General features: G+C 72.5%; 14 protein-coding genes. 2 read left to right on the top strand and 12 right to left on the bottom strand.

Features of this window, described 5'->3' with window-relative positions:
• The 3 genes from EF918_RS24895 to EF918_RS24885 form a co-directional block, all read right to left on the bottom strand.
• Positions 1–1867: chromosome segregation SMC family protein (locus EF918_RS24895; protein ID WP_148141260.1), on the bottom strand; the 1867-nt coding region annotated here is incomplete at its 3' end.
• A gap of 178 nt (positions 1868–2045) precedes the next feature.
• Positions 2046–2261, bottom strand: coding sequence for a hypothetical protein (locus EF918_RS24890; protein WP_125650671.1), 216 nt, complete (start codon positions 2259–2261; stop codon positions 2046–2048).
• Positions 2262–2586: 325 nt separating this feature from the next.
• Positions 2587–2868, bottom strand: coding sequence for an acylphosphatase (locus EF918_RS24885; RefSeq protein ID WP_125650669.1), 282 nt, complete (start codon positions 2866–2868; stop codon positions 2587–2589).
• Between the two features lie 131 nt (positions 2869–2999).
• On the opposite strand from EF918_RS24885, the gene EF918_RS24880 reads away from it, so the two are divergent.
• Positions 3000–3863: a CAP domain-containing protein gene (locus EF918_RS24880; RefSeq protein WP_125650667.1), complete on the top strand. Its 864-nt coding sequence runs from the start codon at positions 3000–3002 to the stop codon at positions 3861–3863.
• A 77-nt stretch (positions 3864–3940) separates the two neighbouring features.
• Here EF918_RS24880 and EF918_RS24875 read toward each other — a convergent pair whose 3' ends face one another.
• On the bottom strand, positions 3941–4549 hold the full coding sequence (locus tag EF918_RS24875; protein ID WP_125650665.1) for a flavodoxin family protein: 609 nt from the start codon (positions 4547–4549) through the stop codon (positions 3941–3943).
• Positions 4550–4649: 100 nt separating this feature from the next.
• On the opposite strand from EF918_RS24875, the gene EF918_RS24870 reads away from it, so the two are divergent.
• Positions 4650–5057 (top strand): helix-turn-helix domain-containing protein, encoded by a 408-nt coding sequence (locus tag EF918_RS24870; protein WP_125650663.1) that lies wholly within the window; start codon positions 4650–4652, stop codon positions 5055–5057.
• Here EF918_RS24870 and mutM read toward each other — a convergent pair.
• From mutM to EF918_RS24830, 8 genes are all read right to left on the bottom strand, one after another.
• Positions 5030–5899, bottom strand: a complete 870-nt coding sequence (gene mutM, locus EF918_RS24865) for a bifunctional DNA-formamidopyrimidine glycosylase/DNA-(apurinic or apyrimidinic site) lyase (protein ID WP_125650662.1) — start codon at positions 5897–5899, stop codon at positions 5030–5032. The genes EF918_RS24870 and mutM overlap by 28 nt on opposite strands.
• 204 nt (positions 5900–6103) lie before the next feature.
• A complete protein-coding gene (gene rnc, locus EF918_RS24860) occupies positions 6104–6937 on the bottom strand; it encodes a ribonuclease III (RefSeq protein WP_125650660.1) in 834 nt (277 codons plus the stop codon).
• A gap of 19 nt (positions 6938–6956) precedes the next feature.
• Positions 6957–7130, bottom strand: a complete 174-nt coding sequence (gene rpmF, locus EF918_RS24855) for a 50S ribosomal protein L32 (RefSeq protein ID WP_026165248.1) — start codon at positions 7128–7130, stop codon at positions 6957–6959.
• A gap of 2 nt (positions 7131–7132) precedes the next feature.
• Positions 7133–7837: a DUF177 domain-containing protein gene (locus EF918_RS24850; protein ID WP_125650658.1), complete on the bottom strand. Its 705-nt coding sequence runs from the start codon at positions 7835–7837 to the stop codon at positions 7133–7135.
• Between the two features lie 79 nt (positions 7838–7916).
• Complete coding sequence (locus EF918_RS24845) at positions 7917–8972, bottom strand: cell division initiation protein (RefSeq protein ID WP_125650656.1); 1056 nt, start codon at positions 8970–8972, stop codon at positions 7917–7919.
• 95 nt (positions 8973–9067) lie between these two features.
• On the bottom strand, positions 9068–9547 hold the full coding sequence (gene coaD, locus EF918_RS24840) for a pantetheine-phosphate adenylyltransferase (protein ID WP_185921905.1): 480 nt from the start codon (positions 9545–9547) through the stop codon (positions 9068–9070).
• A gap of 14 nt (positions 9548–9561) precedes the next feature.
• Positions 9562–10140, bottom strand: a complete 579-nt coding sequence (rsmD, locus tag EF918_RS24835) for a 16S rRNA (guanine(966)-N(2))-methyltransferase RsmD (protein WP_125650651.1) — start codon at positions 10138–10140, stop codon at positions 9562–9564.
• 69 nt (positions 10141–10209) lie between these two features.
• A partial coding sequence (locus EF918_RS24830) for an ATP-dependent DNA helicase RecG (protein ID WP_148141259.1) occupies positions 10210–11697 on the bottom strand: 1488 nt, incomplete at its 5' end.

Raw genomic sequence — 11697 nt, 5'->3', positions numbered from 1 at the left:
GGACCGCGACCGGGGCCGCGGGCCCGTCGCCGGGGCCCGGACCGGCTGCGCACGGGCCCTCGTCGCACGGCGCCGGGGCCTGGCCCGGGGCCGTCGGGTCGCCGTCGCCCGGGGACGCGGGGCCCGGGACCGGGGCGGTGGGACCGGGTGTCGCGGGGCCCGTGATCAGGAAGGTGGCTCGGCCGGCGTCCGTGGTGCGGAGGTGGCGGATGGCTTCGGTGGCGGCCGCCGGGGTCGTGACCGTCAGTGCGTCGGCGGCCGCGCCCAGCGCCGCGGCCAGCGGGACCTCGTAGCCGGGGGTGACCGTCAGGCGTTCCGCGACCGGGCCGAGCAGCCCCGTCAGACGCTCGGCGGCGGCCAGGACCGCCGCCGTGCCGTCCTTGCGGCGCAGCCCCATCGCCAGGGCGTCGTGCCGGGCGGAGACCGCTGCGCGCGAGCGCTCGGCCTCGGCCAGTGCCTCCCGTGCGGCGCCCAGCTCCGCCTCGGCCCGCGCCAGCGCGGCCCGCGCCGACGCGTGCTCCTCCGCGAGCGCAGGATCCTCCAGCTCCTCGACCTCCGCGGCCAGCGCCTCGTACTCCTCCTGCGCCCGCACGGCCCGCTCCGCGGCCTCCTCCCGCGCCGCCACCAGCCGGTCGATCTCCGCCTGCGCGGCCCCGGCCCGGGACCTGGCCGCGCCGAGCCGTCCGGTCAGCCGGGCCAGGCCCTCACGCCGGTCGGCGACGGCCCGGGCGGCGTCCCGCAGCCGCCGTTCCTCCTGCGCGAGCGCCCGCTCCAGCTCCGCCCGGTGCGCGACGGTGTCCTCCAGGGCCCGGGACGCCGCCTCCAGCGCGGCGGTCAGCTCCGCCTCCTGCTCCCGGATCCGTTCCGCCTCGCGCTCCATGTCCTCCGGGTCGCGGCCCCGCCGCTCCTCCTCGGCCGGCGCGGTGGCGCTCTTCACCCGTGCCTCGGCCAGCGACACCGTGCCGCGCACCCGCTCGGCGAGCTGCGCCAGCTCGTACCAGGTCTGCTGGGCCTGCTGGAGCCGCGGCGCCAGTTCCCGCACCGCCGCCTCCAGTGCGGCCTCCCGGGCCAGCGCCGTGGCCAGCTCCGCCTCCGTCGCCTCCTTGCGCTCCTTCAGCGCCGCCTCGTCGGCGATCTCCGCGGCGAGCGCACCGCGCAGCGTCACCAGGTCGTCGGCGAGCAGCCGAAGCCTGGCGTCGCGCAGGTCGGCCTGGATGACCGCCGCCCGCCGGGCCACGGCCGCCTGCCGCCCCAGCGGCTTCAGCTGCCGCCGCAGTTCCTCGGTGAGGTCCTGCACCCGCGCGAGGTTGGCCTGCATCGCGTCGAGCTTGCGCAGCGCCTTCTCCTTGCGCTTGCGGTGCTTGAGGACGCCCGCCGCCTCCTCGATGAAGGCGCGGCGGCCCATGGGGTCCGCGTGCAGGACGGAGTCGAGCTGGCCCTGGCCGACGATGACGTGCATCTCGCGGCCGATGCCGGAGTCGGACAGCAGTTCCTGGATGTCCAGCAGCCGGCAGGTGTCCCCGTTGATCTGGTACTCGCTGCCGCCGTTGCGGAACATGATCCGCGTGATGGTGACCTCGGCGTACTCGATGGGCAGGGCGCCGTCGGAGTTGTCGATCGTCAAGGACACCTCGGCCCGGCCGAGCGGCGGCCGGCCGGTGGTGCCGGCGAAGATGACGTCCTCCATCTTCCCGCCGCGCAGCGACTTGGCCCCTTGCTCGCCCATGACCCAGGAGAGCGCGTCCACCACGTTCGACTTGCCGGAGCCGTTGGGGCCCACGACACAGGTGATGCCCGGCTCGAAGCGCAGGGTGGTGGCGGACGCGAACGATTTGAAACCGCGCAGGGTCAGGGCCTTGAGGTGCACGCCGCCGGACTCTACCTCTCGGGTTCGGTTTCACCCATGAAGGTGGGGGGCAGAGTCGTCGTCATGGAAGGCGCTCCCCCGTACGGGGCACGGCACGGGGCAAAGGAAGAAGGGACGCCGGAGCGGCGTCCCTTGCAGGTCATACGGGGCTGGAGTCGAGCGACGAGATGAGCGCGGATCAGGTGAGCGCAGGCTCCGCCTTGGGTACGTCGATGTCGATGCTGTCCAGCAGCGACTCTCCGTGCTGCGCGGCGGCCGCGGTGAGCGCGTCGTTCTCGGACTGAATCCGTACGAGCTCGGACTCGAGGTCCTGGACGCGCTGCTGAAGCCGTCGCATCTCGGCGAGGAGTCGCGGGTCGGAACCGCCGACGTAACCGAGAAGCGCCTTTGCCATGATGGATGGTCCTCCACACTGAGTGACCGACCGAAGCGGTGTGGGTCGTGAGGGAATCGCACCCGCGGTGTCTGGCAGTGACTGTCAGTCCTTGCGCTCCTACTGCCATCGCGGCCAAACAGCTCAGGTGCGCGGGGACTTCCAGCGTCTCACCAAAAAGTTTGACGGTCAACACGATCACGCCCCGTATCGGCGGGCAACCCGCTCCGGCCAAGGGCCGCGGAGATCGTCCTCACTCCCGAGCCTTCCACGGTTCCCCCGCCCCGGCAACGCGTCGCCGGCGTATCCGCAGATCCGGCGGTGTCCAGGTGTGATCAGTACATGATCAGCGGATCGCGAAGCCGTCGTAGCCACCGCGCGGTGTGCCCCAGATCTCGGTGACCCCGTCGACGCGTCCCGGCGTGTCGGAGGACCGCAGCCAGTCGAGCAGCCGGTGGCAATTCTCACGTTGACCCTCGGCCACGACCTGTACTCGACCGTCGTCGAGGTTGAGTGCGAAGCCCTGCAGGCCGCCGATCTCCAGAGCGTTCGCCCTGGTGAACCAGCGGAAGCCCACTCCCTGTACCCGGCCGCGTACCCATGCGGTCATACGGACGTCTTCGTTCATGAAGGAACGCTAACCGGATGCGCACGGTTCGCTCACCCCGCCCCCCGAGCCCCATGGCGTACAGTCCGGGACCAATGACCTCACCCATTTGGGTGAGAAAAGGTCGATCTTGGAACGTGGAAGGTACGCCGATGGGACGCCACCGACTTCCCGCGCCGCGCCGGGGGCGCGGCAGCGTCGTGCGCAACACCCTGCTGGGCGTGTGCGTGGCGGCCGCCCTGGGCACCACCGCCGCGGTGACCACGGGCGTGGTGCCGGTCGGCGACTCCTTCCCCTATCTGGGCGAGAAGGACACGAAGCCCCGGGCGAAGGCCGCGCCCAAGGCCTCGGCGAGCGCGCACCTCCAGCAGCAGGGCGGCCTGGCCAACCTCTCCGGCCGCGCCTCCACCGGCCCGGGCGCCGCGGATTCCGCGAGCCCGTCGGCCTCCGGCTCCCCGAGCCCGTCGGCCTCGTCCTCGCCTTCCGCCCCGGCCTCCCCGTCGGCGACGCCCTCCCCCACCCCGTCCACGAAGGCTCCGGAGAAGGCCGCGCCGGCGCCCGCCAAACCGGAGGCGAAGCCGGCCCCGAAGCCGGCCGCGAAGCCGCCGGCCGTCGTGGCGACCGGGCACTCCGCCGAGGAGACGGCCGTGCTCGACCTGGTCAACGTGGAACGGGCGAAGGCGGGCTGTCCTGCGGTCCGGGCCAACCCGCCGCTGGCCGGCCTCGCCGGTGCCTTCAGCGAGGAGATGGCCACCCTCGGCTTCTTCTCGCACACCGACCCCGCCGGCAACTCGCCGTGGGACCGCGCCGCCAAGGCCGGCATCTCGGGTCTGGGCGGCGAGAACATCGCCCGCGGACAGGGTGACGCCCAGGCCGTCATGACGGCCTGGATGAACAGCCCCGGCCACCGGGCGAACATCCTCAACTGCGAGTTCCGCACCCTGGGCGTCGGGCTCCACGTGGCCCCCGGCGGCCCGTGGTGGACGCAGGACTTCGGCTTCGGGACGGCCTCTTGACGGCCGTCGCCCTGAAGGCCGTCGCCTGAGGGCCGTCGCCCTGACGGCCGTCGCCCTGAGGGCCGCCCCGGGCGGGATCAGGCCGCGGCGGCCAGCGCGGCCCGGCCCGCCAGGACCACGCGCGCCTGCTCGGTGACCCGGCGGCCGAGGTGCTCGGCGGTCGCGAGGTCCGCCTTGTGCACGGCCTCCGGACCCTCGTCGGAGTTGGTCTGGGCGGCCGCACCGGCGAAGAAGCCGAGCCGGTTGAGGTCGTTCTCGGACGCGGTCGAGGAGTTCCAGCCCGGCTTGAGGCCCAGGTTGACCCAGCTCATGCCGTGCTGCGCGGCGAGGATCTGGAAGAACTGCAGGGTGTGCAGCTTGTCGCCGCTCTTGGAGGCGGAGTTCGAGAAGCCGGCGGCCAGCTTGTCCTGCCAGGCGTCGGTGAACCAGCGCTTGGAGCTGGCCTCGGCGAAGACGTGGAACGCGCCGGAGGCGGTGCCCATGTACGTCGGCGAGCCGAAGATGATCGCGTCGGAGGAGTCGAGCAACTCCCACTGGGCGTCGTCGATCTCGTCGACCTTGATCAGGTGCACGGTGGCGCCCGCCTCGGCGGCGCCCGCGCGGACGGCCTCGGCGACGACGGCGGTGTGACCGTAGCCCGAGTGGTAGGCGATCGAGACGACGGGGGCGGGGGCGGTGCTGGTCATGGGGTTCTCCTCGTGAGTCGTGGGGACGACGAAAAGAAAAGCACTTTCTTTTTGAAAGCGCAACCCATTGGTTAGCGCTGCATGAGGGTAGGCTTGACCCATGGAGACCCCCGTCCGCACCGAAGCCACCGCCGACGCCGAACTACCGTTCGACGTCTTCGCGCGTGCGTGTCCCTCCCGCGAGACGCTCGAACATGTCACCGGCCGCTGGGGCGGCCTGACCATGGGCGCGCTCCACGAGGGCCCGTGCCGGTTCAACGAGCTGCGCCGCCGCGTCGACGGCGTGAGCGAGAAGATGCTGTCCCAGACCCTGCAGGCGCTGGAGCGCGACGGACTGGTGCACCGCGAGGCCCAGGCCACGAACCCGCCGCGGGTCGACTACGAGCTGACGCCGCTCGGCCACGAGGTGGCCGCGCGCCTGCTGGCGCTGATCCACTTCCTGGAGGAGGGCATGCCGCAGGTGCTCGCCGCCCGTACCACCTACGACGAGGCGCGCGGCGCCCGCTGACAGCGCGGGCAGAAGTAGCTCGACCGGTTCATCCAGGGCCGGCGCCGCATGGGCGTGCCGCAGCGGCGGCACGGCTCGTCCTCGCGCCCGTACGCGTCCAGCGAGCGGTCGAAGTAGCCCGATTCGCCGTTGACGTTGACGTAGAGGCTGTCGAAGCTGGTGCCGCCGACGGCGAGGGCGGCGGTCATCACGTCCCTCACGTGTCCCAGCAGTTCGGTGCTCTTGGGGCGGGTCAGGCTCGCGGTGGGGCGTTCGTAGTGCAGCTTGGCGCGCCACAGCGACTCGTCGGCGTAGATGTTCCCGACCCCGCTGATCAGCGACTGGTCCAGCAGCGCCCGCTTGACCGTGGTGCGCCGGGCGCGCAGGGCCAGGTGGTAGGCGCCCTCGTCGAACAGGGGGTCCAGCGGGTCACGGGCGATGTGCGCGATCACGTCCGGCAGTCCTTCGTCGCTGCCGGGGACGCTGTCGTGCAGCGAGAGCCCGCCGAAGGTGCGCTGGTCCACGAAGCGCAGCTCGGTGCCGAGGTCGTCGGCGAACCGGATCCGGATCCTCAGGTGCCGCTCGTCCGGCGCCCCTTCGGGCTGCACGAGGAGCTGCCCGCTCATCCCGAGGTGGCCGAGCACGGAGAGGTCCCGCTCGGCCAGCGGCATCCAGAGGTACTTGCCGCGGCGCCGGGGCACGTCGAACGTCTGCCCGGTCAGCCGCGCCGCGAAGTCGACGCCCCCGCCCGGGTGCCGGCGCACGGCCCGCGGGTGCAGCACCTCGACCGCGGCCACGCTCCGCCCGGCCACCCAGCGCTCCAGCCCGCGCCGGACGACCTCGACCTCGGGCAGCTCGGGCACGGTCTCTCCTCGGCGGGACGGTTCGGACGGGGCGGGCGGGTCGGGCGGGACCCGTACGGGGCGAACGGCCCCAGCCTATCGGCCCCTTCCGGCCCGCCGGGCGGCACCCGGGCACCGGCCGGGCACCGGCCGGACGCCGCCCGGACACAGGACGACCCCGCCGCACGGTCGTGCGACGGGGTCGTCCGGAAAAGGAAACCGGGGTCAGGCCGAGGACGGTTCGGCGGGGGTCGGCGTCCCGCCGTCGTCCTGGGCCGGCGAGGCGGCGGCGCCTTGGGCGGCCTTGGCCTCCGCGGCGATCCGCTCGTCCGCGGCCGCGCGGATCGCGCGCCACGCCGACTCGGCCGCCTGCTGCTCGGCTTCCTTCTTGCTGCGGCCGGTGCCGGTGCCGTACGAGACACCACCGACGCGAGCGGCAGCAGTGAAGGTCTTCTCGTGGTCCGGGCCGGTCTCGGTGACCAGGTACTCGGGTACACCGAGGCCCTCGGCCGCCGTGAGCTCCTGGAGGCTGGTCTTCCAGTCCAGGCCGGCACCGAGGTTCGAGGACTTCTCGATCAACGGGTCGAAGAGCCGGTGCACCAGCTCCGAGGCCGCGTCGAGGCCCTGGTCGAGGTAGACCGCGCCGATCACCGCTTCCAGGGTGTCGGCGAGGATGGAGGCCTTGTCCCGGCCGCCCGTGCCCTCTTCGCCCCGGCCCAGCCGGATGAAGGAGCCGAGTTCGAGCCCACGCCCGACCTCCGCCAGCGCGCGCGAGTTGACCACCGCGGCCCGGAGCTTGGCCAGCTGGCCCTCGGGCAGGTCGGGGTGGGTGCGGTACAGCGTGTCCGTCACCACCAGGCCGAGCACGGAGTCCCCGAGGAACTCCAGCCGCTCGTTGGTGGGCAGACCGCCGTTCTCGTACGCGAACGAGCGGTGGGTCAGCGCACGCACCAGAAGGGCGGACTCGACCTGATAGCCGAGCCGCCCTTCCAGAAGCGTGTGGGACGAGGCCGCGTTGTTGTCGTCTGCCTGCTTCTTACTGCCGGCAAGTTCGGACATTGCGCCTCTCACCAGCCGCTCAGACCTCGAGGACCTGGCGCTTGTTGTAGGTGCCGCAGCTCGGGCACGCGATGTGCTGCTGCTTCGGCTCCTGGCAACGCTCACACGAAACCAGGGTGGGGACCGCAGCCTTCCACTGCGACCGGCGGTGGCGCGTGTTGCTGCGCGACATCTTCCGCTTCGGAACAGCCACGGCTACTTCTCCTGCTTCTCGGCGGCGCCCCGGACGTCTACGTCAGAAGCCGCGCCGCTCATGTTGTCCTTCTCGTCGTCCTGATCGGCCACGACGAGTCCCTGCAAAGCCGCCCACCGGATGTCGACGGCGTCATGGTGGTGGTCGGGGTCCTCGTTCAGGCTGGCCCCGCATTCAGGGCACAGTCCGAGACAGTCCTCCCGGCACACCGGCTGCAGCGGCAGTGCGAGCACCACCGCGTCCCGCAGCACGGGTTCGAGGTCGAACAAGCCGTCCTCGACGAAGAGCCTGTCCTCGTCTTCCTCGGCGTCGTCGGCCGGCTCCGCCTTGGGGCGGCCCCGGTCGTCGGCGTCAGGGTACGAGAACATCTCCTGGAAGTCCGTGTCGAGCTCACGCTCCACGGCCTCCAGACACCTTACGCACTCCCCCAGAGCGGTTCCACGGGCGGTGCCTGTGACAAGCACCCCTTCCATGACCGACTCCAGGCGGAGGTCGAGCTCGATCGGCGCGCCCTCAGGGACCCCGATGACCCCGTCGAGACCGAAGTCCGCCGGAGCCGCGATCTCGCGGGACAGCCGCTGCATGGCACCAGGACGCCGACCCAGCTCGTGCGTGTCGAACACGAGGGGGTTGCGGTGGTCGAGGCGGGCGTTCAGGGCCGTTCCTGCTTTCGTGTGATCGCTGGGGAGCTGCCGCCAGGGCAGCATGGAGCGCGTCGCGTAGGCGCGACCGAACAGCCAGGATACCCGGCGCTTCGCTCTGAGCCCAATCCGGTGGCCAGGACGGCTAGCGTCCCTGCGTGTAGCCCCGGAGCTGGTTCATGTCGATCATGCTCGTGTCGAAGAAGCTGGTCTCGTCCAGCGCGGGCTGCTGCGGCTGCGGGACGGTCCCCCGGTGCTGCTGGTGCTGCTGGTGCTGCTGGTGCTGCTGCTGGTGGTGTTCGTGGGCGGCGTACGGGTCGGGCGCCTGCGGGTACCCGGCGGCGTACGGGTCCGGCTGCTGCGGATAGCCCGCGTACGGGTCCTGGTACGGCTGCGCCTGCGGGTAGGAGTACACCTCGTACACAGGTTCCGGCTGCGCCACGGGGGCGGGCGCGGGCGGCGCCAGGGGGGCCGGCTCCGCCAGGCCCGCCAGGAAGTCCGCGTCGGTGGCGGCGCGCGGCTGGGGCACCCCGGCGGCGTCCTGGGCCGCGATGTGGGCGCCGAGCTCGTCCGAGGGCACCCCGCCGTGCAGCTTCTGCCGGCCGCGGCCGACGGCCTCCAGGGTCTTGGCGAGCACCGCCTCGAACGTCGCCAGCTTGGTGTCGACGTACTCGTCGGCCTGCCGCCGCTGGAGCTGGGGGTCCGCGCTGCGCCCGGGGGCGTCGGTGTCGGCGTAGCCGTGCTCGTCCAGGCCCGTGGAGCGGCCGAGGAGCTTGTCGCGGCCGCGCTCGACCGCGCCGATGGTCTTGGTGAGCACGACCTCGAAGTTGGCGAGCTTGCTGTCGACGTAGTCGTCGGCCTCGGCGCGGATCGCGGCGGCCTCCTGGCGCGCGCGCTCCAGGATCAGCGCGGCCTCGTCCTGGGAGCGGCGGGCGACCTCGGTGTCCGAGACCAGCGTGCCCCCCTGGGCGTGGGCGGACGCGATGATCCGCTCCGCCTCCCGGCGGGCCTCCTCGACCATCCGGTCCCGGCCGCCGAGGAGTTCCCGGGCCTGGGCGAGGGAGCCGGGCAGGGCCTGGCGCACCTCGTCCAGCAGGGCGAGCAGCTCGGCGCGGTTGACCACGCAGGAGGCCGACATCGGCAGGGTGCGGGCGCCGGAGACCGTCGTGACGATCTCGTCGAGCTTCTTCTGCACGTCCATGGGGACTCGCACTCTCTCGGCCTCGGTCGCTCCCGAGACGGACGGGACGACTGTACGGCCCCGGGGCTCGCGGCGGGCACGGTCCGGCGGAAGGCTCAGCGGGCGGCCAAACGTTCCACCAGTGCGGCGTGGACGTGCGGCGGCAGCAGGTGGGCGACGTCGCCGCCCCAGGCCGCGACCTCCTTGACCAGCGAGGAGGACAGGAAGCTGTAGGTGGGGATGGTCGGCACGAACAGCGTCTCGACGCCCGACAGGCCCATGTTCATCTGCGCCATCTGGAGCTCGTAGTCGAAGTCGCTGACGGCGCGCAGGCCCTTGACGATGGCCGGGATCTCGCGCTCCTTGCAGAAGTCGACGAGCAGCCCGCGGAACGACTCGACCTCGACGTTGCCGTAGCCGGCGGTGGCCTCGCGGATGAGCTCGATGCGCTCCTCGACGGTGAACAGGCCCTGCTTCGACTCGTTGATCCCCACGGCGACGTGCACGACGTCGTACAGCCGGGAGGCGCGTCCGATGATGTCGAGGTGTCCGTTGTGGATGGGATCGAAGGATCCCGGACAGACGGCGCGGCGCAACTGAGCTCCCTCGTTCATGAGTCTTCGCGGGTGTTGGCGGCGCGGCTGTACCACAGGGTGCCCTCGCCGTACTTGCGGGACCGGAGCGGCTCGAAGCCCTCGGGCCACGGAAAGGCGCCGCTCCTGGTGCCGCGTTCCACGGTGACGAGCGCGTCGTCCGTGATCCAGCCGTTGGACACGAGTGTGAGCAGGATCTCCCGAAGATCGTCGTGGCCGACGGCGTAGGGCGGGTCCAGGAAGACGATGTCGTACGGCTCCCCGGACGGCCGCCCCGCGACGATCTGCTCGGCCTTGCCGGCCCGGAACTCGGCGCCGGGCAGGCCCAGGGTCCTGATGTTCTCGCGGATGACGCGGGCGGCCTTGGCGTCGGCCTCGACCAGGAGGGTGTGGGACGCGCCCCGGGAGAGCGCCTCCAGTCCGACCGCACCGGAGCCGCCGTACAGGTCCAGCACCCGGGCCCCGTCGAGGCCGTGCAGCGACTCCCAGGTGGAGAACAGGCCCTCGCGCGCCCGGTCCGAGGTGGGCCGGGTGCCGGTGCCGGGCGGCACGGCCAGGCGTCGCCCGCCGGCGGTGCCGGCGATCACGCGGGTCATCTGGGGGTCCTTGTCGTCTGCGGGGCCGGTCGGGTCGGGCCGTTCCGCCAGGGACGGCCTCCCCCATTGTCAGCCCTTCTCCAGGTACTGCTCCCGTTCGGTGTCGAGCAGGGCGTCCAGCGCGGTGCGCAGGCCGGGCAGGGCGGTGAGCTCGGGGTCGGCGCCGACCACGCGGGTGGCCTCCTCGCGGGCCTGGGCGATGACCTCCTCGTCCTCGATGACGGAGAGCACGCGCAACGAGGACCGCACGCCCGACTGGGCCTGGCCGAGGACGTCGCCCTCGCGGCGCTGTTCGAGGTCGATGCGGGAGAGCTCGAAGCCGTCGAGGGTGGCGGCGACGGCGGCGAGGCGGGCCCGGGCGGGGCTGGCCTCGGGCATCTCGCTGACGAGCAGGCACAGCCCGGGCGCCGAGCCGCGGCCGACCCGGCCGCGCAGCTGGTGGAGCTGGGAGACGCCGAACCGGTCCGCGTCCATGATCACCATCACGGTGGAGTTCGGGACGTTGACGCCGACCTCGATGACGGTGGTGGCGACCAGCACCTTGACCTCGCCGGCGGCGAAGCGGCGCATGACGTCGTCCTTGTCGGCGGGGTCCATGCGGCCGTGCAGCACCTCGACGGACAGCCCGGCGAGCGGACCGGCGGTCAGTCGCGCGGCGATGTCGAGGACGGCGAGCGGCGGCCGCTTCTCGGCCTCGTCCTCGGCGGACGCCTTGCGCTTGCCGCCCTTCCCCTTCGGCTCCTCCTCGTCGTCGCCGATGCGCGGGCACACCACGTACGCCTGGTGACCGCCCTCGACCTCCTCGCGGACCCGCTCCCAGGCGCGCGTGAGGAAGTGCGGCTTGTCCTGGGCGGGCACCACGTGGGTGGTGATCGGCGAGCGCCCGGCGGGCAGCTGGTCCAGGACCGAGGTCTCCAGGTCGCCGAAGACGGTCATGGCGACCGTGCGCGGGATGGGGGTGGCGGTCATGACCAGCAGGTGCGGGGGCTGCTTGCCCTTGGAGCGCAGGGCGTCGCGCTGCTCCACGCCGAAGCGGTGCTGTTCGTCGACGACGACCAGGCCGAGGTCGTGGAACTGCACCTTGTCCTCGATCAGCGCGTGCGTGCCGATGACGATCCCGGCCTCGCCGGTGACCAGGTCCAGCAGCGCCTGTCGGCGTGCGGCGGTGCCCATGGACCCGGTGAGCAGCACCACCTTGGTGCCGACGTCGGACCCGCCGAGCATGCCGCCCTCCGCGAGCTCGCCCATCATCTCGGTGACGGACCGGTGGTGCTGCTGGGCGAGCACCTCGGTGGGCGCGAGCATGGCGGCCTGCCCGCCGGAGTCGACGACGGCGAGCATGGCCCGCAGCGCCACCATCGTCTTGCCCGAACCGACCTCGCCCTGGAGGAGGCGGTGCATGGGGTGGTCGGTGGCCAGGTCGTCGAAGATCTCCCGGGAGACCTTCTGCTGGCCGTCGGTGAGGGTGAAGGGGAGCTTGGCGTCGAAGGCGTCGAGCAGGCCACCGACCACCCCATGCACCGCCTCCTCCAGGGCGAGGTCGGTTCGGGCAAGACG

This window comes from Streptomyces sp. WAC06614 (assembly GCF_003949795.1).
Classification (GTDB): domain Bacteria; phylum Actinomycetota; class Actinomycetes; order Streptomycetales; family Streptomycetaceae; genus Streptomyces.
Note: the sequence above shows the minus strand (reverse complement) of the source record. Positions and strands in the feature narration are given on the sequence as shown.

Excerpts from the sequence above, each read along its gene's own strand:
- EF918_RS24890 (WP_125650671.1), bottom strand. The coding sequence starts at position 2,261 with ATGGCAAAGGCGCTTCTCGGTTACGTCGGCGGTTCCGACCCGCGACTC.
- EF918_RS24885 (WP_125650669.1), bottom strand. The coding sequence starts at position 2,868 with ATGAACGAAGACGTCCGTATGACCGCATGGGTACGCGGCCGGGTACAG.
- EF918_RS24880 (WP_125650667.1), top strand. The coding sequence starts at position 3,000 with ATGGGACGCCACCGACTTCCCGCGCCGCGCCGGGGGCGCGGCAGCGTC.
- EF918_RS24875 (WP_125650665.1), bottom strand. The coding sequence starts at position 4,549 with ATGACCAGCACCGCCCCCGCCCCCGTCGTCTCGATCGCCTACCACTCG.
- EF918_RS24870 (WP_125650663.1), top strand. The coding sequence starts at position 4,650 with ATGGAGACCCCCGTCCGCACCGAAGCCACCGCCGACGCCGAACTACCG.
- rnc (WP_125650660.1), bottom strand. The coding sequence starts at position 6,937 with ATGTCCGAACTTGCCGGCAGTAAGAAGCAGGCAGACGACAACAACGCG.
- EF918_RS24850 (WP_125650658.1), bottom strand. The coding sequence starts at position 7,837 with ATGCTGCCCTGGCGGCAGCTCCCCAGCGATCACACGAAAGCAGGAACG.
- EF918_RS24845 (WP_125650656.1), bottom strand. The coding sequence starts at position 8,972 with ATGGACGTGCAGAAGAAGCTCGACGAGATCGTCACGACGGTCTCCGGC.
- rsmD (WP_125650651.1), bottom strand. The coding sequence starts at position 10,140 with ATGACCCGCGTGATCGCCGGCACCGCCGGCGGGCGACGCCTGGCCGTG.